This is a genomic window from Pseudomonas sp. YuFO20 (assembly GCF_035064975.1).
GTDB classification, from domain to species: domain Bacteria; phylum Pseudomonadota; class Gammaproteobacteria; order Pseudomonadales; family Pseudomonadaceae; genus Aquipseudomonas; species Aquipseudomonas putida_AE.
The window spans coordinates 1-20,866 of record NZ_JAXDEO010000078.1 but is presented as its reverse complement, the minus strand read 5'-3'; the positions used below and the strand labels follow the sequence as shown (position 1 = coordinate 20,866).

At 64.0% G+C, this 20,866-nt stretch carries 20 protein-coding genes; 19 read left to right on the top strand and 1 reads right to left on the bottom strand.

All coding sequences use genetic code 11. From position 1 onward, the window contains the following. The 19 genes from SOP85_RS28080 to SOP85_RS27990 all read left to right on the top strand — a co-directional run. A partial coding sequence (locus tag SOP85_RS28080) for a hypothetical protein (protein WP_323628975.1) occupies nt 1-4,543 on the top strand: 4,543 nt, incomplete at its 5' end. A gap of 151 nt (nt 4,544-4,694) precedes the next feature. After that, nucleotides 4,695-6,647, top strand: coding sequence for a YncE family protein (locus tag SOP85_RS28075; RefSeq protein ID WP_323628974.1), 1,953 nt, complete (start codon nt 4,695-4,697; stop codon nt 6,645-6,647). Nucleotides 6,648-6,660: 13 nt separating this feature from the next. Next, complete coding sequence (locus tag SOP85_RS28070) at nt 6,661-7,329, top strand: SCO family protein (protein WP_274076664.1); 669 nt, start codon at nt 6,661-6,663, stop codon at nt 7,327-7,329. Continuing rightward, on the top strand, nt 7,326-7,958 hold the full coding sequence (locus SOP85_RS28065; protein WP_323628973.1) for an SCO family protein: 633 nt from the start codon (nt 7,326-7,328) through the stop codon (nt 7,956-7,958). The genes SOP85_RS28070 and SOP85_RS28065 overlap by 4 nt, the downstream gene beginning before the upstream one ends. 9 nt (nt 7,959-7,967) lie before the next feature. Beyond that, nucleotides 7,968-9,518, top strand: a complete 1,551-nt coding sequence (locus SOP85_RS28060) for a cytochrome c/ABC transporter substrate-binding protein (protein WP_323608240.1) — start codon at nt 7,968-7,970, stop codon at nt 9,516-9,518. A 14-nt stretch (nt 9,519-9,532) separates the two neighbouring features. After that, nucleotides 9,533-10,486 carry a peptidylprolyl isomerase gene (locus SOP85_RS28055; RefSeq protein ID WP_323628972.1) on the top strand — a complete coding sequence of 318 codons (954 nt, stop codon included), beginning with the start codon at nt 9,533-9,535 and terminating at the stop codon, nt 10,484-10,486. 220 nt (nt 10,487-10,706) lie between these two features. Next, nucleotides 10,707-11,240 carry a response regulator gene (locus tag SOP85_RS28050; protein WP_274076668.1) on the top strand — a complete coding sequence of 178 codons (534 nt, stop codon included), beginning with the start codon at nt 10,707-10,709 and terminating at the stop codon, nt 11,238-11,240. An 84-nt stretch (nt 11,241-11,324) separates the two neighbouring features. Further along, nucleotides 11,325-13,031 (top strand): GspE/PulE family protein, encoded by a 1,707-nt coding sequence (locus SOP85_RS28045; RefSeq protein WP_274076669.1) that lies wholly within the window; start codon nt 11,325-11,327, stop codon nt 13,029-13,031. Next, nucleotides 13,012-13,815, top strand: coding sequence for a hypothetical protein (locus SOP85_RS28040; protein WP_323608243.1), 804 nt, complete (start codon nt 13,012-13,014; stop codon nt 13,813-13,815). Before SOP85_RS28045 ends, SOP85_RS28040 begins: the two co-directional genes overlap by 20 nt. Nucleotide 13,816: 1 nt before the next feature. Next, a complete protein-coding gene (locus SOP85_RS28035; protein ID WP_274076671.1) occupies nt 13,817-14,362 on the top strand; it encodes a PilN domain-containing protein in 546 nt (181 codons plus the stop codon). Then, nucleotides 14,349-14,897: a GspMb/PilO family protein gene (locus SOP85_RS28030; protein WP_323628971.1), complete on the top strand. Its 549-nt coding sequence runs from the start codon at nt 14,349-14,351 to the stop codon at nt 14,895-14,897. The genes SOP85_RS28035 and SOP85_RS28030 overlap by 14 nt, the downstream gene beginning before the upstream one ends. After that, a complete protein-coding gene (locus SOP85_RS28025) occupies nt 14,897-15,415 on the top strand; it encodes a hypothetical protein (RefSeq protein WP_323628970.1) in 519 nt (172 codons plus the stop codon). The genes SOP85_RS28030 and SOP85_RS28025 overlap by 1 nt, the downstream gene beginning before the upstream one ends. Next, nucleotides 15,412-17,244 (top strand): secretin N-terminal domain-containing protein, encoded by a 1,833-nt coding sequence (locus SOP85_RS28020; protein WP_274076674.1) that lies wholly within the window; start codon nt 15,412-15,414, stop codon nt 17,242-17,244. The genes SOP85_RS28025 and SOP85_RS28020 overlap by 4 nt, the downstream gene beginning before the upstream one ends. A gap of 2 nt (nt 17,245-17,246) precedes the next feature. After that, on the top strand, nt 17,247-17,720 hold the full coding sequence (locus SOP85_RS28015) for a type II secretion system protein (RefSeq protein WP_046815448.1): 474 nt from the start codon (nt 17,247-17,249) through the stop codon (nt 17,718-17,720). Between the two features lie 4 nt (nt 17,721-17,724). Next, nucleotides 17,725-18,099, top strand: coding sequence for a type II secretion system protein (locus tag SOP85_RS28010; RefSeq protein WP_323608250.1), 375 nt, complete (start codon nt 17,725-17,727; stop codon nt 18,097-18,099). Beyond that, complete coding sequence (locus tag SOP85_RS28005) at nt 18,074-18,613, top strand: type II secretion system protein (RefSeq protein ID WP_274076677.1); 540 nt, start codon at nt 18,074-18,076, stop codon at nt 18,611-18,613. Before SOP85_RS28010 ends, SOP85_RS28005 begins: the two co-directional genes overlap by 26 nt. After that, on the top strand, nt 18,610-18,999 hold the full coding sequence (csgE, locus tag SOP85_RS28000; protein ID WP_274076678.1) for a curli production assembly/transport protein CsgE: 390 nt from the start codon (nt 18,610-18,612) through the stop codon (nt 18,997-18,999). Before SOP85_RS28005 ends, csgE begins: the two co-directional genes overlap by 4 nt. Next, nucleotides 18,996-19,415 (top strand): curli assembly protein CsgF, encoded by a 420-nt coding sequence (locus SOP85_RS27995; protein ID WP_323628968.1) that lies wholly within the window; start codon nt 18,996-18,998, stop codon nt 19,413-19,415. Before csgE ends, SOP85_RS27995 begins: the two co-directional genes overlap by 4 nt. Nucleotides 19,416-19,445: 30 nt before the next feature. Beyond that, nucleotides 19,446-20,318 carry a CsgG/HfaB family protein gene (locus SOP85_RS27990; RefSeq protein WP_274076680.1) on the top strand — a complete coding sequence of 291 codons (873 nt, stop codon included), beginning with the start codon at nt 19,446-19,448 and terminating at the stop codon, nt 20,316-20,318. Between the two features lie 230 nt (nt 20,319-20,548). Here SOP85_RS27990 and SOP85_RS27985 read toward each other — a convergent pair. Then, nucleotides 20,549-20,866, bottom strand: a 318-nt coding sequence (locus SOP85_RS27985) for a hypothetical protein (protein WP_323628967.1), incomplete at its 5' end; no start/stop codon positions are given.

Here is a 20,866-nt window from a genome sequence, read left to right as displayed (position 1 = left end):
CATCACCCCGGGCCAGACTCCGAACGCCGACCAGGTGGGCGTCAAGGCGACCATGGCGCTGTACCCGTCCGAGCCGTCCAACGTCAACCACAGCTACATCGGCGACTTCGTCAAATTCCGCAACACCCACAACGGCCATGAGCAGCACATTTTCCACCTGCACGGGCATCAGTGGCTGTTCAACCCCAACGATGACAACTCGGACTACGTGGACGCCCAGGGCATCGGTGCGGGCGCCGGCTACACCTATGAAATCGCCAACGGCGGTTCGGGCAACCGCAACCGGGTAGCGGGCGACGCGATCTACCATTGCCACTTCTACCCGCACTTCGCCCAGGGCATGTGGGCCATGTGGCGGGTGCACGACGTGTTCGAAGAAGGCACCAAACTGGAAGTCTCGCAGCAAGGCAACGACGGTTTCCACAGTGAGCCCTATGCCCTGCGCAGCGGTAAACCCGCGGCGGGCGCACGGGCCTTGCCCGATGGCGAAATCGTCGCTGGCACACCCATCCCTGCGGTAGTGCCGCTGCCCGGCAAAGCCATGGCGCCGATGCCAGGCAAAGTCGCCGTGGTACCGAAAATCGGCGAGGGCCTGGTGGCCGCCAACGACGATGACGATGAAGAAGAGGGCGACGATGACGGCGAGCACCATGGCGGCAGCGGCGGCGCCCAGGCCATCGGTTCCCTGGCCCTGGTCGATCGCAGCGAAGCCAACCGCAACGCCGACGGCACCCTGAAAAACCCTGGTTATCCATTCTGGATCGGCGGCATGGAAAGCTCGGTCGGCCAACGCCCACCGACTCCGCCGCTGGACATGCTCGACGCTGCCACGGCGCAGGCCTTGAAAGCCACGGGCAAAGCCTTGTGGGCCAACCTTGACCCGGCTCAGTCCGGTGGCTGGGACGGTGGCCTGGGCCGCCATGTGCTGGACGGCATGTCTGCCGGTGGCGAGGCCGAGACCATTACCACCTCGCTGGATTTCTCCAAGACGGTCACGCGTGCCAAGCCGATCTACCTGCCGGAAGAGGGCACCGAAGTCGAGCAAGCGGCCATGGCCTTCCACGCCAAGAAAGACCATCCAAGTTTCGCCCTGCTGCCGGGCAACCAGATCGTCGCACGGCCTTTCCGCACCAACGGCGCCTTGCCGATGGCCGGTGCGCCATTCTATGAACCGTGCATGGACGACCGGCAGAAACGCCTGAGCAGCAGCGCCGGCATCGGTGAATTCAACAGTGGTGAGCGGCTCGACGGCATGTCCTTCATTGGCTCCTCGAGTTTCACCGCCGACCGTCCGCGCATCTACAAGGCGGCCAACATCCAGTTCGACGCGGTGTACAACAAGGTCGGCTACCACTTCCCGCAAGCGCGCATCCTCGCGCTCTGGGAAGACGCCTGGCCGGTGATCACCAAGCAGCGTCCGCCAGAACCTCTGGTGATGCGCATGAACACCTTCGACTGCGTGCAATACCAGCAAACCAACCTGGTGCCGGCCACCTATGAGATGGACGACTATCAGGTGCGCACGCCGACCGACGTGATCGGCCAGCACATTCACCTGCCGAAGTGGGACCTGGTGTCTGCCGATGGTTCGTCCAACGGCTGGAACTACGAAGACGGCGTACTTTCCCCAGGTGCGGTGCAAGAACGCATCCACGCCATCCGCGAGTTCAACCAGTGCGAAGGCACTGATCCACGCGACGGCACACCTGCCTGTCCGAAAGCCAAGAACCACCCGTACTTCGGTCAATATGGCCGGGCTGACTGGGTCGGCGCGCGTACCGCGATGCAGCGCTGGTTCGTCGATCCGGTGGTGAACGCCAAAGGCGTCGACCGTGGCCTGGGCACCATCTTCACCCACGACCACCTCGGCCCATCGACTCACCAACAGATTGGCCTGTACGCCACCGTACTGGCAGAACCGGCCGGTTCCACCTGGTTCCACGCCGAGACCGGCGAGCCGTTGTACAGCGGCGCGCGTCAGGATGGCGGACCGACTTCGTGGCAAGCGGTGATTAATACCGGTGACATCGACGGCGATGGCAAGAACGACAGCTTCCGTGAGTTCTTCCTCGAGTACAGCGACTTCCAGCACGCGTATGAAGCCGGTGTGTACGTCGGCGCAGGCCCGGACGGCAAGCCGAATGCACAAGCCTTCCCGGCTACGGCGGACAGCTTCCGCTACGCCATCAACCCGCCTGTGCGTAACAACGCCAGTACCTTGCTGGACGGCATTGTCGAAATGCAGGGCGGCATGCTGCCCGGCTGCCCGAGCCGGCCATGCCCTCAAGCCATTTCGGTGGATGACCCGGGCATGTTCGTGGTCAATTACCGCAACGAACCGCTGGCCCTGCGGGTGTACGACCCGAACAAGGTCGGCCCGGACGGCAAGCGCGGCATGCAGGCCGATGGCCTGGGCGGCGACCTGGCGTACGCCATGCAAAGCCGTACCGACCGTGCGATCCCGGCGATGAACCTGGCGCCGAACCTGATCACCGCGGCCACCGGCCCAACCGGCGGCACGACGCTGTTCCCGCCGCACATCAACAAGGGCGGCGCCGAGCCTGGCGATCCGTTCACCCCGATGCTGCGGACCTACACCGGCGACAACGTGCGGCTGCGGGTGCATGCCGGTGGTCACGAGGAGGAGCACAACGTCACCCTGCACGGCGTGAAGTGGCTGCAAAGCGGTTCCGGTTTCGGCAACAGCTCCAACTCCGGCTGGCGCGCGTCGCAGATGATCGGCATCTCCGAGCAGATGGGCTTCATTGCACCGGTGTCGATGCTGTCCAGCTCAGCGGCCACCACCGGTGACTACCTGTACTCGATGGATGCTTCGATCGAAGGCTACTGGAGCGGCATCTGGGGCGTGATGCGCAACTACACGGCGCAACGCAGCGATCTGTTCGCGCTGCCCAACAACGCCAAGCCTACCGGCATGCGCAACACCGTGGCGTTCGACGGCATCTGCCCACGGTACGGCGCCAACCCGAACGGTATCGGCACTCGGCCGACCCCACAACGCAACTATGAAGTGGTGGCGGCACTGGCCAACGACATCCTCCGCAACCCGCTGGGCCTGACCATCGGTGATCCGGCGGGTCTCGGCCAGCATGTCGGCGGGCCGTTGAATCCGGCCGGCGGCACCTTGGTGTTCAACTCGCGGACCGTGAGCATTCCGCAGGTCACTGTGTTCGACCCTGAAGACGGTGAAACCATCACCATCGGCGGGCAAAGCGGGCCGCTGCATGACCCGACCGCGATCCTGTATGTGCGCAAGGCCGACCTCGACCCTGCCACCGGCAAGCTCAAACCCGGTGTGCCAGTCGAACCCCTGGTGCTGCGCGCAGCGGCCGGTGACTGCATCAATGTCACCCTGGAAAACCGTCTGCCGAGCGTGATGCCGGACCTGGCCCAGACCGCGGTGATGCAAGGCATGGTCAAGCGTGATCGCAACAGTGGCACCGGTTCGACCACCTTCAGCAACAACCTGATGCGGCCGTCGAGCCACGTGGGTCTGCACGCGCAATTGCTGGCGTACGACATCACCAAATCCGACGGCACCAACGTCGGCGCCAACCCGACCCAGACCGTGCCGCCGCGTGTCGGCAGCAGCGGAGCCTACCCGACCCGTACCTACCAGTACTACGCCGGGCACCTGGAGCGTGAAGGCAAACCGATCACTCAGTTGGGACGTAATGTCGACAACATCAACGCCACGGCAATCGAGTTCGGCGGGTTGAATTTCACTCCGGCGGACGTGATCAAGCAGTCGCAAAAAGGCCTGGCCGCTGCGGCGAGCATCCTGCCGGTGGGCGCCACCTGGGTTGACGACACGCGCAAAGTGAATGCCACGGTCACCGCACCAGGGCAAACCAGCTACCGCGACTTTGCGATGGTCTGGCAGAAGGCCTTGAACATTCGCTGGGCCAATGGTCGGCCGGTGGAAGGGATTGCCGCGGAAGGGTTCGGCGTGCCGAACGATCCGCAGGACAACTCAAGCATGGCCATCAACTACAGGACCGAGCCGATGTGGTACCGCTTCGGCCTGGCCCCGGATGCACCGTTCGGCCATGCCGATGGCGCGGGCTACGGCGACATGGTGAACGCGCACATGGCCTACAGCAATGCGCTGGTGGGTGGTGATCCGCAAACGCCGGTGCTTTACGCGAGGCCTGGGCAACCATTCCGTACGCACATCCTGATGCCTACCGGCGGCAGTCGCGGCACGACCTTCCAGCTGGACGGGCACGTCTGGTCGACCAACCCGTTCCTGTCGGAGAAGAGCGATACCGGCGGCTATCCAATGGGCACCCCTGGCGTGGGCTCGGTGAAGTTCGGCTACAACCCGATGTCGATGTACATCGGCGCCCGCGAGAGCGTCCTGCCGGCAGCCCACTTCAGCTTCATGCTGCCGAGCGCCGGGGGGGTCAACGCGATACCGGGTGACTACCTGTTCCGCGATTACGCCGCCTACGGCAACACCTCCGGGTTGTGGGGGCTGTTGCGGGTGACCAACGAAGCGGAACCGGCGCCAGCGCCGTAGGGCAGGCAAACGCAACACCTGTAGGAGCTGGCTTGCCAGCGAAGACGGAGTGTCAGACACATCAATGTTGAATGTGCTGACGCCTTCGCTGGCAAGCCAGCTCCTACAGGGGGCGCGGTGAGGCAGGGATAGATCTGAAGGGGAGAGTGACATGAACAGGACCATCAAAATCGCCAGCGTGGCGCTGATCGTCGGGGTCGCGCTGATCTGGTTCGGGGTGTGGCGCACATCGCCACCGACCCTGCTCAGCGACATTGCGCTACCCGACACCTGGAGCGACCAGACCCTTGAACGCGACGGCGTGTCGGTGGCCCTCGAAGTGCGCCCGCTGGCCGAAGGCGGCGTGCTGCGCGAGGGTGAGTTTGCCGACGTGCGTTTCAAGGTCACCGACAAGGCGTCCGGCCAACCGCTGGCGGGCGTCGCCCCCGGCGCCTGGATCGACCCGGAAACCGTTGCTGCCGACCAGGCCCAGGGCCGCGAACAGAGCTGCAAGGCCCGGGTCGGGGTGTTCCTCAAGTCGAGTATCGGCGCACGGCCGCTGCTCGATCTCAACAGCTATTTCCTGATGGTGATGAACCGTGATGCCAGCGTCTCGGTGGTCGACCCGTCAGTCTCGGTGGGCGGTATCACCAGCACCCTGACCCGCATCGACATCAAGCAACCGCCGATGGATTGGGTCACCCCCAGGGACAACAAGCGGGTATTCGTGTCGATGCCGACGGCGGGCGAAGTCGCGGTGATCGACAGTGAGCAATTCAAGCTGATCGACTCGGTGGCCGCCGGGAGTAACCCGGTGCGCGTGGCCTTGCAACCGGACGAGCGCCTGCTGTGGGTGGGCAACAATGCTCCGTCGGCCGAGCAATCCGGGGTCACGGTGATCGACACCGCCACGCTCAAGACCCTCAAGCACCTGGCCACCGGCAGCGGCCACCACGAGATCGCCTTCAGCAAGGACAGCCGTTTTGCCTTTGTCACCAACCGCGACGACGGCACCGTCAGCCTCATCGATATCGCCAGCCTGACCATCGCCAAGCAGCTCAAGACCGGTTCGCACCCGCTGTCGGTGGCGTACTCGCCACTGTCCGACGCGGCCTATGTGGCCGATGGCAAGGACGGCACGGTGACCGTGGTCGATGCCGCGAGCCAGTCGGTGCGGCGGGTGATCAAGGTCAAGCAGGGCCTGGGGCCCATGGGCTTCAGCGCCGACGGGCGTTTCGGCATCGTGCTCAATACCCTGGAGAACCAGGCCGCGGTGATCGATGCGGCCAACGATGCGCTGATCCATGAACTGGACGTGTCCGCCGAACCCTACCAGGTGGTGTTCACCAAGGCCTATGCCTACGTGCGCGGCCTGGCCTCGGCCAAGGTGACGATGATCAACCTGGCGTCCCTCGGCGAAGGCCGCAAGCCGATCAGCCAGGGTTTCGAAGCCGGGCCGCAGCCACCACGGCTGGCCGGTGACCTGCCCCTGGCGTCGAGCCTGGCGGTGTCGCGGGACGACAACGCGGTGTTTGTGGTCAACCCGGTGGACAACACCACCTACTTCTATGCCGAAGGCATGAACGCGCCAATGTCCGGCTACCCCAATCGCGGGCAGGTGGCGCGGGCGGCTCTGGTCATCGACCGCAGCCTGCGCGAGGTCGAACCGGGGCTGTACAGCTCGCGGATCAAGCTGCCGGCGGCGGGGCGCTTCGACGTGGCGTTCCTGCTCAACCAGCCCAACATCATCCATTGCTTCAGCGCCGTGGTGGAGACCAACGACAAACTCCCGCCCGTCGCCGGCGTGCCGAAAGTGGAGTTCATGCTCGACAAGACCACGGCCGCCTTGGGCAGCCCTTATGTCGTGCGTTTTCGTATCGTCCAGGGCAAGCAGAAGGTCCAGCGCAGCGGGGTCAAGGACGTGCAGGTGCGCTACTTCCTCGCGCCGAGTTCACGGCCCCAGCACGTCGCAGCACGGGACGTCGGCAATGGCATTTATGAAGCCCCGGTCACCCTTGACCAAAAAGGCGCCTGGTACCTGCACGTGCGTGCGGCGTCCCTGGGCGCGAATTTCGACGACCAGACTTTTGCCAGCGTTCGGGTAACCCCAGGCATTGCTCATTGAAGAGGACATCGACATGAACCGATTCGCACATCATGGACTGCTGACGATCTGCCTGTTGGCCTGCTCGTTGGAATTAGCCATCGGCCAGGCCCTGGCCCACTCGGTAGACGAACATGCCGGCCACACCCAGGCGGCCAAGAGCACCAGTTCCGAGACCGCCCAGGTCAAGTTTGCCGACGTCGCGCTGGTGGACCAGAGCGGCAAGACCGTGCGCCTGGAAAAAGACCTGGTGGCCAACAAGATCGTGGTCATGAGCTTCATCTACACCAGTTGCACCACGGTCTGCCCGGTGGTGTCCTCGATCATGGGCAAGGTGCAGAAACAGCTGGGTGCGCGGGTCGGCACCGAGGTGCAACTGGTGTCGATCAGCATCGACCCACAGCGCGACGACGCCAAGCGCCTCAACGACTACGCCCGCGCCTTCCAGAACGGCCCGGGCTGGAGCTGGCTGACCGGTTCCACGCAGTCGGTCAACGAAACCCTCAAGGGTTTGGGCAGCTTCAGTGGCGACTTCAAGAACCATGCGCCGCTGATTCTGGTGGGGGACGGCAACAGTCGCCACTGGACCCGCTACTACGGCTTCACCGACCCGAACATATTGACCCGGCAGGTGGAGAAGCTCAGCGGTGAACGCAACACCCATGCCAAACACACGGCCATCGCCATGGAGCATCAGCCATGAGACTTCTCCACGGGTTCGCCCTGAGCCTCTGCGCCTGCCTCGCCAGCGCCCTGGCCATGGCCCACGAAGGGCATGCACCCGCGGCGCCTGCCGCCGATACGGTGGCGGCCGCCGCCCAGCCGACCGCGGGCACCCGCGATGCCAAGACCTGGTTCACCGATACGCCGTTGCAGGACCAGAACGGCAATACCCTGCGTTTCTACAGCGACGCGCTGGAAAATCGCGTGGTGCTGCTCAATGTGATTTTCACCAGTTGCACCGATGCCTGCCCGTTGATCACCCAGAAGCTCAAGCAAGTGCGCGAAGTGCTGGGCGACAAGGCGGACGGCATCACCTTTATCTCCCTTACCAGTGATCCGCTGCGGGACACCCCGGCGGTACTCAAGGCTTACACCTTGAAGCAGGGCGTCGATGAGCCCCACTGGCTTTTTCTTACCGGCGACAAAGCGCAGATGGACCTGGTCCTGGGCCGTATCGGCCAGGTCATACCGTCCCCCGAACAGCACTCCACCCAGCTGATCGTCGGTGACGTGGCGAACAAGCGCTGGAGCAAGATCCGTCCCGATGCCCCGGCCGCCGCCATTGCCCAGCGCTTGCAGTTGCTGGCAATGCGCGTGGCCGGTCGCTGAGCCAGGGCCATGAAAAACGCCCTGATCCTCGGCCTGCTTCTCCTCGGCGGCATCAGCCTGAGCGCCCAGGCATTAACGCTGACGCCCAGCGAAAGTGCGGGCAAGCGGCTGTACCGCGAAGGTGTCTCCGCCAACGGTGAGCCGATCATGGCCCGGATCGGCGCGGCGGGCATGCTCCTGCCGGCCACCAGCGTGCCCTGCGCCAACTGCCACGGCAGCGATGGCCTGGGGCGCCCGGAAGGCGGGGTGCGCCCGCCCGACCTGAGCTGGTCGCGGCTGACCAGCACCTACGGCCAGCAGCAGATCAACGGACGTGCCTACCCAGCCTACACCGAGGGCACTGTGGCCCGTGCGATCCAGGAGGGGCGTGACCCGGGCAACAACCGGCTGGATTCGGCGATGCCGCGGTTCGTCCTGTCGATGAGCGATCAACGCAACCTGACGGCCTACCTCAAGCGCCTGGCTGATGAGCGCGATCCGGGCCTGAGCCCCGACAGCCTGCACCTGGGCACCTTGCTGCCGAGCACTGGCGTGTTGGGCGAGGAGGGCACCACGGTGGCGGCGGTGCTGCGGGGCAGCGTGGCGCGGATCAACGAAGCGGGCGGGATCCATGGCCGGCAGTTGCGCCTGACCATCCTCGATCCCGGTCCCGACCGTGTCAGCGCCGAGCATGCGCTCGACCAGTTGATCGAACAGGAACAGGTGTTCGCCCTGGTCGCACCGCTGGTGCCGGCGCTGGATAACGAACTGGCCCCGCGCCTGGAGCAGGCCGGCGTGCCCCTGATCGGGCCGCTGTCGTTGCAGGGCACGGCCCAGGCCAGTCGGCAGATTTTCGAGCCGCTGCCGGGGCTGCGCGAACAGATGATTGCCCTGGCCAACTACGCCGCCACCAGCCTGCGCGTGTTGCAGGGCCCGACGCTGATCGCCTACCCGAACGAGCCGGGCCAGCGCCTGGCGGCGGAGAAACTTGCCCAATACCTGCAGGACAACGCCTGGCAGAAAGTGCGCCTGCAACCCTACGAGACGGCGCAGGACGAATTGCCACTGGGCTCGCGCTCGGTGTTCTACATGGGCAGCAGTGGCGGCTTCAGTCGTTTGGCCGCGCGCTTGCAGACCGCGGGCCAGGTGCCTTATCTGTTCGCCGCCTCGAACCAGGTGGCGGGGGATCTGATGCAGGTGCCCAGCGGGTTTTCCCGGCGGGTGTTCCTGGCGTATCCGTTCGTGCCCAGCGACTGGACGCGCACCGGGCGCACCGCCCTGACCCAATTGCGCGAACGCCAGAAGCTCGGCGGCGAACACGCGGTGCTGCAGGTCGGGGCCTACAGTTCGATGCTGCTGCTCAGCGAGGGCATGAAGCAGGCGGGGCGCGATGCCAGCCGGGAAAAACTCATCAGTGCCCTGGAAGGCCTGCACGACTTCGATACCGGCCTGACCCCGCTGATCAGTTTCGGGCCGGGCCGACGCCTGGGCCTGAGCGGCGCCCATGTGGTCACCGTGGACCTGCCCGACCAGCGCTTCTATCTGGTCGCCCCCTACAAACCCATTGCCGCCACGCCCTGATCCGGAGGCCGAAGATGAAACTCACGACTGTGATGGTGCTGTTGACCCTGTGGGTGCCCGCCGCGTTTTGCAGCAATGGCCCGGCCGTGGCACGGGTCAATGGCGAGGAAATTTCCCAACTGCGCCTGGAGCGCTATTTCGCCGAATACCTGGAGGATCAGGGCCGGGCGGTCGCCAGCATCCGCAGCCCCAGCGCCTACAAACAGCTGCGCACGGCGGCGCTGGATGCGCTGATCGACAAGGAACTGCTGTGGCAGGAGGCGCTCAAGCGCGGGGTGGTGATCAGCGATGCCACGGTGCAAGCCCAGGTGGACCAGACCCGCCAGGCCATGGGTGGCCCACAGGTGTTCGCCCGGCGCCTGGAAGACGCCGGTTTCGATGAGGCTTCTTACATCGAGTACACCCGCCGCGACCTGGCGGCGCAGCAGATGTTTACTGAACTCACGAGGGTCGGCGAGCCGGACGAAAAAGAGGTGCGGGCGTTCTATCAGGAGCACCGCGCCGAGATGAACCGTCCCGAGGAAATCCAGGTCAGGCATATCCTGATAAAAGTGCCTCAGGGGGCGGACGCTTCCACAGTCGAAGCCGCGAGACTACGCTTGCAGGCACTGCACACGAGCATCCGTGAAGGCGCCGATTTTGCCAGCGTCGCCCGCAGCGGTTCCGAAGACGCTTCGGCCAGCGCCGGCGGCGACCTGGGTTACTTTGCCCGGGGGCGCATGATGCCGGAGTTCGAAGCCGCAGCCTTTGCCCTCAAACCCGGGTCCGTCAGCGAGCCGGTGCGCACGGCGGTGGGCTGGCATTTGATCCTGTTGGAGAACCGAATGGAGGCCGCCGATGTCACACAAGAGCAGGGACTTGAAATGGTTCGGGCGTACCTTGCCCGACAGAAACAGGTTCAGGCGCGTCTGCAGGCGCTGGCGCAGCTGCGCGCAAGCAACAGCATCGAAAGAATTGACGATCAATGAGCTTTCCCCAACAGTGGGGGAAAGCTTCGCTGCACGTCCGTTCGCTTTCCCCCGCTTTTGGGGGGTGGGGCATGTGGACGAAACGGCATTGCTTTTAAATTCAAGGACATGAATACATAAAATTACCGGCACTCAGCCTGGCATGAAGTGTGCGTTAGACCTATCAAGGCGCGCACTCCGCCAGGTTCGGTACTCGGACCTGGGGTTCAAGGAGTCCACCTTGTTAAACAAAGTACTGGTTGTTGAAGACGAACAACTTCTTGCAGAAAACCTCCAGGGTTACCTGCAGGCGCAAGGGTTGGAAGTCCGGATTGCTCACGACGGTGCGCAAGGAATCGCTGAAGCCGGCGACTTCGCACCCGATGTGATGGTGTTCGATTACCGCTTGCCCGATATGGAAGGCTTTGAGGTGCTCGATGCCGTCCGCCAGAACAGGAAGTGTCATTTTGTGCTGATCACGGGGCACCCCACCGCAGAGGTTTGCGAAAGGGCCCGGCAACTGGAAGTCAGCCATATCCTGTTCAAACCCTTTCCGATGGCGGAACTGGCGCGTGCAGTGCTTGATCTTCTGGGGCGACAGCGCGAACCCAACGCGGCGGTGAGCAGTTCCGAAGGCTTTGTCGAACGACGCCAGAGCAGGACCGAGAGTTTCCCGCTGCAGTTGTACGACGGTAGTTGGGTGCTAGCAGATCGCCGACGAAGTACCTCGGCCTCCACAGCGCCAGACGACGAACAATTGCTCACCGGGGAGTAATGGCGCGACAAGAGGTTACGGCACATGCCGCAATTGCTCGCCGCGCCGACAGGGCTCTAAGCCCCGGGTGTTGGAGAGCAAGCCATGGACCGTCTATCCCTTGTCGTCGATGTGCCACCGCTGGACTCTGTACCGACTCGTTTTTCCAGTGAGCAACTGGCCCAGGCCCGTTCCCGGGCCGGCAGTACCGGCGAGCGGATGCTCGAAGCCCTCGGGGTACTCTGCGAACTGGCCCCCATGCCCTTTATCCAGTGCCTGGGCGCAACCCTTCACTACCCGGTGCTCGACACCGACAGCCTGTTCCAATCGACCCCGGTATTCGACCGGGTCACCCTGGCCCAATGCCTCAAGCGCGAATTCATCCTGCTGCGTCACGCCGACGCGGTCATCGGCGTGTTTGCCGACCCCTTCGACACTGCACGCCTTGCCTGGATCGACGACTGCCTGCACGGCGCGCCGCTGTACCTGGTGCATGCCGACGACCTGAAAGCCTACCTGGCGCGCCACGAAGAGAGCTTCCACGCGGTGGAGTCGCTCAACGCCCAGGCCGACGGCAATACCGAGATCGACACCCTGCAAAGCCTGTCCCTGACCAGCATCAGCGAAGACTCCAGCGTGGTGGTCAAGCTGGTCAACTCGACCCTCTACGACGCGCTGAAGATGCACGCCAGCGATATCCACCTGGGCACCACCGGCAGCGGCCTGGTGATCAAGTACCGCATCGATGGCGTGCTCAACAACATCAGCAAGATCCAGGGCAACGAGTTCGCCGAGCAGGTGATTTCCAGGGTCAAGGTCATGGCCGAACTGGACATCGGCGAAAAACGCGTGCCCCAGGACGGGCGTTTCAAGATCGGCATCAGCGGCCGCCAGATCGACTTCCGGGTGTCGATCATGCCGAGCATTTTCGGCGAGGACGCGGTGCTGCGGGTGCTCGACAAGCAGGACCTGGCCGACAAGGTCTGCGGCGTGCAGTTGCAGGCCCTGGGCTTTGAAGAGGAAACCCTGCGCCAACTGCGCCGCCTGGCCGCCGAACCCTACGGCATGGTGCTGGTCACCGGCCCCACCGGCAGCGGCAAGACCACCACGCTGTACGCGATGATCACCGAGATCAACCACGGCGTGGACAAGATCATCACCATCGAAGACCCGGTCGAATACCAGCTGCCGGGCGTGCTGCAAATCCCGGTCAACGAAAAGAAAGGCCTGACTTTTGCCCGCGGCCTGCGCTCGATCCTGCGCCACGACCCGGACAAGATCATGGTCGGCGAGATCCGCGACCCCGACACCGCGCAGATCGCGGTGCAGTCGGCGCTCACGGGGCACCTGGTGTTCACCACCATCCACGCCAACAACGTGTTCGACGTGATCGGGCGCTTCACCCAGATGGAGATCGACCCCTACAGCCTGGTGTCCGCGCTCAATGCGGTATTGGCCCAGCGCCTGATCCGCCTGGTGTGCAGCGCTTGCAGCACGCCGTACACGCCGAGCGAAGAAGAGCTTTCAAGCTCGGGCCTGGACCCGCAACAGGTCGGCCACTACCAGTTTGTCCACGGCAAGGGCTGCGGTCATTGCCGTGGCACCGGCTACCGCGGCCGCAGCGCGATTGCCGAGCTGCTGCACCTGGACGATGAGCTGCGGCAGATGATCGTCGAGCGCCAACCGATTTCGAAAATCAAGGCACACGCCTGCAAACGTGGCTTGCGCCTGCTGCGTGAGTCGGCGCTGGAACTGGTGCAACAAGGCCGGACCACTCTCGAGGAGATCAATCGTGTCACTTTTATCTCGTGAGCGTTATGTCGCCGTGCTCGGCGCCAGCGGTGTCGGCCTCGGTCAGCGTCAAGGTGGCGACACCCTGTGGCTGGGCAGCGTCGGCTTCATCGATGAAGGGTTCATGGCCTGGGCGGTCGCCCTGGAAACCCTCGACCGCCTGCTGGGCGAACATGCCCGCGCCGGTGCCGAGTTGACCGTGGTGGTCTCCGGCCACTTCAGCCGGTTCTGCCTGGTGCCCTGGAGCGAGCAGATCAGCAGCCCCGCAGAGCTGCAGGGGTTTGCCCAGCTGTGCCTGGAAGACCTCTACGGCGCCGCGAACCAACCCTGGGACCTGGTGCTGTCGGCCGAGCCTGCCGGTTACGACCGGATCGCCACCGCGCTGCCGCAAGACCTGCTCGAACGCCTGCGTACCCTGGTCAGCGGCCGTGGCCTGCGCCTGCGCTCGGTGCAACCGTACCTGATGGCGGCGTTCAATCACTTCGACAAGAGCTTCGACGCCGGCGACTTCCTGTTCGTGGTCGCCGAGCCGGTGCGCAGCGTCTTGCTGCTGGCCCGCGAAGGCCGCTGGACAGCGGTGCGTTCGGTGGGCAGCAGCGACAGCGATGCCGCACTGAGCGCACTGGTCGGACGCGAATGCCAATTGCAGGCCTCTGCCAGCGAACGGCCGCTGAACGTCTACCTGCACGCACCGGCACGCATCGATTCCCATCCTGAAGTGCCCGGTGTGCACCTGCGCACCCTCGAAGAAGGCCGGACAAACGTACGCGATTGCCTGTACGTCATGTCCCGGACGGTGGCCTGACATGCGCCCGCTGATGCTCGACTTTCAGCCGCGCCGCCGCTCGAGCCCCCTGGGCTGGAGCCTGCTGGCCGGTGGCGTGGTGCTGGCGCTGACCTGCATCGTGTTTGCGCAACACCTCAGCGGTGAGGCCGAACAACAGCAAGGTCACCTGCAAACCACCCAACGGGTGCTCACCGGCGACACCGGCGGCAAGGTCAGCCTGACCCCGGCCGAAACCCGCGAGCAGGCGCAGAACCTGGCCGAGATGCGCAAGGTCTCGCAGCAGTTGCGCCGCCCTTGGGAGCGTCTGTTCGCCACCCTGGAAGCCATGCCCCGGGACAACGTTGCCTTGCTCACCCTGACCCCGGATGCCCGCAAGGGCCAGGTGCGGATCAGCGCCGAGGCGCGCGACCTGGACGCCATGCTCGACTTCCACCGCCGCCTCGAAGCCAGCGACGAGCTCTCCGACGTGTCGTTGCTCAGCCACGAAATCGTCGCCAACGTGCCGGAACACCCGGTGCAATTCAACTTGTCGGCTACCTGGGAGATTGGCGATGCAAATCCCTAGATTGATCGTCCACGAATACCTGCAAAGCCTGGGCGTGCCTGGCCTGGCGGGGTTGGCCATGCTGATGCTGGCGCTGACCTATGGGCTGTTCGGCCTGTTGCCGGACTGGCAGTCATTGCAGCAGCTGAGCCAGCAGACCCGCGAAGCCCGCGCATACCTGGCCAAGGTCGAAGAGGGTTCGGTCGCCGCACCGGTGGTACCGCAACGTCAGCTCGATGATTTCCGCAGCAAGTTGCCGACCCAGCCCCAGGCTACCGTCGCCATCGACAAGATCTATGCGCTGGCCGCCCAGGAACGCATCACCCTGTCCCGGGGCGAGTACTCCCTGGGCATCGATCCCAAGACCCACCTGGCCCGTTACCAGATCCTGTTGCCGGTGCGGGGCAGCTACCCGCAACTGCGGCGCTTCATGCACGCCTTGCTCGGCCAGTTGCCGGCGGTGGTGGTGGAAGACCTGGAGTTGCAACGCAAGAAGATCGCCGACACCGACCTCAATGGGCGGATCCGCATGACCCTTTACCTGTCGAGGTCATGATGAACAGCAAACGCACTATGGGTTGGGTGGCGTTCCTCGGCGTGGCCGCGGCGCTGACCTGGTTGCCCGACTACTTCAAGCCGGCCGACGACAACGACCTTGCCGTGGCCGCCGTGGCCACGCCGGCCAAAGGCAAGAACCGTGGTGCGTTGCCAGCCGCGCAAGCCTCCGTTGCGCCCGTGGCGATCAAGGACCTGAGCCCGGCGGGCGACCTGTTCGCCGCGCGCAGCTGGAAGGCCGCGCCGACCCTGGCCAGCGTCACCGAAAAACCGGTCAACGTCGCGCCGGTGGTGCAGGTCCCCACTGCACCGCCGATGCCTTTCCAGTTCATCGGGCGAATCGATGACCGCACCGACCTGCAAGTGTTTTTGCAAAACGGCGAGAAGATCTACGTCGTGCGTAAAGGGGATGTGATCGACGAAACATGGAAGATCGAGGGGATTTCCGATCTGGAACTGAGCCTGGTCTATTTGCCTCTGCATTTGTCCCAGACTTTGTCTGTGGGGAGCGCGCAATGAACAAATCCCGTTTGCTGATGAGCCTCTGTCTCTGTGCCGGGCTGGCTGCGTGCAGCTCGGCGCAGGTCGCCAAGGAAGAAGCCTCCGAGTTGATGGAGCAGGGGCAGTACGAAGCCGGCCTGGCCCGGATCGAGGAGGGCTTGCGGGAAAACCCTCGCGACACCGAACTGCACATCGCCCTCAACAGCTCCCGTGCCCGGGCGATCACGGCACTGCTGACCCAGGCCGACATGGACCGCACCCAGCGTGATTTCGCGTCGGCCCGCATGGCCTACGGCCGGGTGTTGACCATCGAACCGAACAACCGCCGCGCCCAGGACGCCATGCGCCAACTCGAACACATGCGCAGCCTCGACGAGAAGCTCGAACTGGCCCGCGGCGACCTGCGCCGCGGCGACATCTACGGCGCCGAGCGTCAGGTCAAACAGATTCTCGAACTGGACCCGAACAACGAAGGCGCCCTGGAACTGCAGAGCAATATCCGCCTGGTGCAGAGCCGCAACGTGGTGGCCTATCCGCAATTGCGCACCCGCCTGGACAAACCGGTGACCCTGGAATTTCGCGACGCCAACCTCAAGACCATCTTCGAAGTGCTGTCCCAGGTCGCCGGCTTGAACTTCATCTTCGACAAGGACCTGCGCCCGGACATGAAAGCCACCATCTTCGTGCGTGACGTGCGCATCGAAGACGCCGTGGAACTGCTGCTGCAACAGAACCAGCTGCACCAGAAAGTGGTGAACGAAAACACCCTGCTGATCTACCCGGATTCGCCGCAGAAGCTCAAGGATTACCAGGAACTGGTGATGCGCACCTTCTACCTGACCAGCATCGATGCCAACACCGCGCTGAACATGGTCAAGACCATGCTCAAGACCCGCGACGTGTTCGTCGACGAACGCCTCAATACCCTGACCATGCGCGACACCGGCGACGCCGTGCGCATGGCGGAAAAACTCCTGCAATCCCAGGATCAGTCCAACCCCGAAGTGGTGCTGGAAGTGGAAGTGATGGAAGTCGCCACCCAGCGCATCCTCGACCTTGGCCTGCAATGGCCGAACACCTTCGGCGTGGTCAACAGCGATGGCTCGGCGGTGACCCTGCTCGATCAGCTCAAAGGCATCAACTCCAGCCGGATCACCATCCAGCCGTCGCCACAGGCCAAGATCAACGCCCAGGACAAGGACATCAACACCCTGGCCAGCCCGGTCATCCGCGTCAGCAACCGCGAGCAGGCGCGCATCCACATCGGCCAGCGCGTGCCGATCATCAGCGCCACGTCGGTGCCGTCGACCCAGGGACCGGTGATCACCGAAAGCGTGACTTACCTCGATGTCGGTCTGAAACTGGAAGTGCAGCCCACCGTGCACCTGAACAACGAAGTGGCGATCAAGGTGGCCCTGGAAGTGAGTAACGCCACGCCCCTGGAGCCGACCCGCCAGGGCACGATTCCGGTCCAGGTCGATACCCGCAACGCGCAGACCACCCTGCGCCTGCATGACGGCGAAACCCAGATCCTCGCCGGCCTGATGCGCAACGACCATGGCAGCACCGGCAACAAGATTCCCGGCCTTGGCGACATTCCTGGCCTGGGTCGCCTGTTCGGCAGCAACAAGGACGACGTCAGCAAATCCGAGCTGGTGCTGTCGATCACCCCGCGGATCGTGCGCAACCTGCCGTACCAGAGCCCGTCGGACATGGAGTTCACCACCGGCACCGAAACCAGCATGCACATCCAGGCGCCGGATCGTTCGAAGGTCGAAGTCGAAGAGGTCAAGACCAATGGCATGAGCGCACCGATCGCGACCACCGTTACCGTCGGGAAGCCTTGATCATGAACGCCTCGCAACGCGGTTTTACCCTGATCGAAGTCGTGGTGACGCTGTCGTTGATCGGCCTGCTTGCCGGCATGGCCGCGCCGCTGACGGAGACCGTGGTGCGCCGGGGCAAAGAGCAGGAACTGCGCACCGCGCTGTACCAGATCCGCGATGCCATCGACGCCTACAAGCGCGCGTTCGACGCCGGTTACATCGAGAAGTCGCTCAACAGCAGCGGCTACCCGCCGAACCTGCAGGTGCTGGTGGAAGGCGTGCGCGATGTGCGCAGCGCCAAGGGTGCCAAGTTCTACTTCCTGCGGCGCGTGCCCCATGACCCGCTGGCACCGGTCAAGCGCGACGACGAAGGTGGCTGGGGCGTGCGCTCCTACGACAGTACGGCTCAGAACCCGCGGGAGGGCGAGGACGTCTTTGACGTTTACTCCAAGGCCCGCGGCAAAGGGCTCAACGGCATCGCCTACCGGGAGTGGTGAGCATATGCGTCGGGAAAAAGGTTTTACCCTGCTGGAACTGATGGTGGTCATGGCAATCATCGCGACCCTGATGACCATCGCCTTGCCACGCTATTTCAACAGCCTGGAGGCCTCCAGGGAGACCACCCTGCGCCAGAGCCTGTCGGCGATGCGCGAAGCCCTGGATCACTACTACGGTGACACCGGACGTTATCCCGACTCCCTCGAACAGCTGGTTGAACAGCGTTACCTGCGCAATCCGCCGATGGACCCGATCACCGAACGCAAGGACGCCTGGGTCATGGTTGCACCGCCTGATGGCGTGGCCGGCGGTGTCGCCGATATCAAGAGTGGTGCCACAGGGAGGGCCCGTGATGGCAGCCTTTATTCCGAGTGGTAAGCCTGCGGGGCAAGACGGCTTCACCTACCTGGGTGTGCTGTTCCTGATCATGGTGATGGGCATGGGCCTGGCCAGTGCCGGCGAGCTGTGGTCCACCGCCTCGCGCCGCGACCGTGAACGCCAGTTGCTGTGGGTTGGCACCCAGTACGCCCAGGCACTGCGCAGCTATTACCGCAGTTCGCCAGGCCTGGCCCAGTACCCCAGGGAACTCGCCGACCTGGTGCAGGACGAGCGTTTTCCCGGCGCCAAGCACCATATCCGCCAGCTGTACCCGGACCCGATTGGCGGCGGCGAATGGTTCCTGATGCGCGGCTTCGACGGACGCATTACCGGCATCAGCAGCCCGTCCACGGACAAGCCCCTGAAGCAGGCGGATTTTCCCAGCCAGTGGTCGGACTTCAACGGCATGGCCAGCTACAAGGACTGGCAGTTCGTGGCCGAGAAAGCCTTCCTCGACGGCGCCTCGGGCCCGGCCAAAGGCCAGTCCGCAGCGTCCCGGGCGGTGCAGCCATGAAGCGCTTCTGCCTGGCCTTGATCCTGGTGTTGAGCACCTCTGTGACCTGGGCCGGTGAAGAGGACGAAATGCTCGGCTTTATCGTCGACGACACGATCTCGCACATCGGCCACGAATTTTATTACTCGTTCAGTGAACGCCTGCGCGCCACCAGTCCGATGGATTTCAACCTGGTGGTACGCGAACGACCTTCGGCTCGCTGGGGCAGCCTGGTGACCGTGGAATTTCAACAACGACTGGTTTACCGGCGCTTCCTGCCGCCGAACACCGTGGAGCTCAAGGACGAGGCCTATGCCGCCGCCGACTGGGTACGCGGGCAGATTGTCCAGCGCAAGCTGGAAGCCTTGTTGCAGGACACCACGGACCTTGAGAGGGACGAACTATGAAAGCGAAAACGTTTTTGCAGCGCGCCGGTGGATGCTTGCTCGGCCTGGGCGCCTGCGCCCTGGCCCAGGGCACGGAACTGGTCTACACGCCCGTCAACCCATCGTTCGGCGGCAACCCGTTGAACGGCACCTGGCTGCTCAACAACGCCCAGGCGCAGAACGACTACGACGATCCCGACTTGAAGGATCGCACCTCGGTGGCCGGGACCTCGGCCCTGGAGCGCTTCAGCGCCCAGTTGCAATCGCGTTTGCTCGGGCAACTGCTGGACAACATCTCCACCGGCAACACGGGGAGCCTGTCCACGGAAGCTTTCATCGTCGACGTGGTCGACGACTCCGGTGCGCTGACGATCAACGTCACCGACCGGGCCACGGGCGAAGTTTCGGAAATCCAGGTGAATGGCCTGGCCCCTTGAGGGGATGCGGGTTTATGGGGAGTTAAGGACATGAAAAAAATAATTGCGCTGGGGCTGATGTTGGCGGCATTACAGGGGTGCAGTCTGCGCGAGCCGATGCCGGCCGAACAGGACTCGCAAACCCCGACCCTGACCCCAAGGGCCTCGACTTATTATGACTTGATCAACATGCCACGACCCAAGGGCCGCTTGATGGCGGTGGTCTACGGCTTCCGCGACCAGACCGGGCAATACAAGCCAACCCCGGCCAGCTCGTTCTCCACCAGCGTCACCCAGGGCGCGGCGAGCATGCTGATGGACGCCTTGCAGGCCAGCGGCTGGTTCGTGGTGCTCGAGCGCGAAGGGCTGCAGAACCTGTTGACCGAACGCAAGATCATCCGCGCCTCGCAAAAGAAACCCAACACCCCGGTGAACATCCAGGCGGAACTGCCACCGCTGCAAGCGGCGAACATGATGCTCGAAGGCGGGATCATCGCCTACGACACCAACGTACGCAGCGGCGGGGAAGGGGCGCGCTACCTGGGCATCGACATAGCCCGTGAGTATCGCGTCGACCAGGTCACGGTGAACCTGCGGGCGGTGGACGTGCGCAGCGGCCAGGTGCTGTCCAACGTCATGACCAGCAAGACCATCTACTCCGTGGCCCGCAGTGCCGGGGTATTCAAGTTCATCGAATTCAAGAAACTGCTCGAGGCCGAGGTGGGCTACACCACCAACGAACCGGCGCAGTTGTGCGTGTTGTCGGCGATCGAGGCGGCGGTGGGGCATATGCTGGCGCAGGGGATCGAGCGGCATTTGTGGCAGGTGGCGGGGGATAACTCCCAACCTGCGCAGAACGAGACGCTGGATCGCTACCTGACGCAGAATCGTGTTGTACCTGAAGGTGAGGGAGAGGACGAGTGAACCGAGGGCGGCCTTGTAGGAGCTGGCTTGTCCGGTCGCCGCATCGCAGCGATGACGGCGTTACAGCCGACCCGTCTCTCGCGGCGGTACCCGATCCCAACTGTGGGAGCGGGCTTGCTCGCGAAGGCGGCCTTATAGCCGACCAATCGTCCGCGGCTGTCCCCGATCTACTGTAGGAGCCGGCTTGCTGCGGGCGGCGTTCCGACGACGGCGTCCTGACCGCCGACCTATTATTTATTGACCGAGTACATATCCATTCCTGATCCCAAGCGAAAGCATTCCCCTGTAGGAGCTGGCTTGCCAGCGAAGAGACCCGAAAGACTCGCACCAGACTCAAGGCCGCCTTCGCCGGCAAGGTATATATCGCGCACGAAACCACGGTAGACACACATTTTTGTAGGAGCTGGCTTGCCAGCGAAGCAGCCCGATAGAGCAGCACCAGACTCAAGGCCGCCTTCGCCGGCAAGGTATATGTCGCGCACGAAACCACGGTAGAGGCCCGTTTTTGTAGGAGCTGGCTTGCCAGCGAAGAGGCCCGAAAGACTCGC

Bases quoted from the DNA above. Each gene is read 5' to 3' on its own strand.
- SOP85_RS28075 (WP_323628974.1), top strand. From the start codon at position 4,695: ATGAACAGGACCATCAAAATCGCCAGCGTGGCGCTGATCGTCGGGGTC.
- SOP85_RS28070 (WP_274076664.1), top strand. From the start codon at position 6,661: ATGAACCGATTCGCACATCATGGACTGCTGACGATCTGCCTGTTGGCC.
- SOP85_RS28065 (WP_323628973.1), top strand. From the start codon at position 7,326: ATGAGACTTCTCCACGGGTTCGCCCTGAGCCTCTGCGCCTGCCTCGCC.
- SOP85_RS28060 (WP_323608240.1), top strand. From the start codon at position 7,968: ATGAAAAACGCCCTGATCCTCGGCCTGCTTCTCCTCGGCGGCATCAGC.
- SOP85_RS28055 (WP_323628972.1), top strand. From the start codon at position 9,533: ATGAAACTCACGACTGTGATGGTGCTGTTGACCCTGTGGGTGCCCGCC.
- SOP85_RS28045 (WP_274076669.1), top strand. From the start codon at position 11,325: ATGGACCGTCTATCCCTTGTCGTCGATGTGCCACCGCTGGACTCTGTA.
- SOP85_RS28035 (WP_274076671.1), top strand. From the start codon at position 13,817: ATGCGCCCGCTGATGCTCGACTTTCAGCCGCGCCGCCGCTCGAGCCCC.
- SOP85_RS28030 (WP_323628971.1), top strand. From the start codon at position 14,349: ATGCAAATCCCTAGATTGATCGTCCACGAATACCTGCAAAGCCTGGGC.
- SOP85_RS28025 (WP_323628970.1), top strand. From the start codon at position 14,897: ATGAACAGCAAACGCACTATGGGTTGGGTGGCGTTCCTCGGCGTGGCC.
- SOP85_RS28020 (WP_274076674.1), top strand. From the start codon at position 15,412: ATGAACAAATCCCGTTTGCTGATGAGCCTCTGTCTCTGTGCCGGGCTG.
- SOP85_RS28015 (WP_046815448.1), top strand. From the start codon at position 17,247: ATGAACGCCTCGCAACGCGGTTTTACCCTGATCGAAGTCGTGGTGACG.
- SOP85_RS28010 (WP_323608250.1), top strand. From the start codon at position 17,725: ATGCGTCGGGAAAAAGGTTTTACCCTGCTGGAACTGATGGTGGTCATG.
- SOP85_RS28005 (WP_274076677.1), top strand. From the start codon at position 18,074: ATGGCAGCCTTTATTCCGAGTGGTAAGCCTGCGGGGCAAGACGGCTTC.
- csgE (WP_274076678.1), top strand. From the start codon at position 18,610: ATGAAGCGCTTCTGCCTGGCCTTGATCCTGGTGTTGAGCACCTCTGTG.
- SOP85_RS27995 (WP_323628968.1), top strand. From the start codon at position 18,996: ATGAAAGCGAAAACGTTTTTGCAGCGCGCCGGTGGATGCTTGCTCGGC.
- SOP85_RS27990 (WP_274076680.1), top strand. From the start codon at position 19,446: ATGAAAAAAATAATTGCGCTGGGGCTGATGTTGGCGGCATTACAGGGG.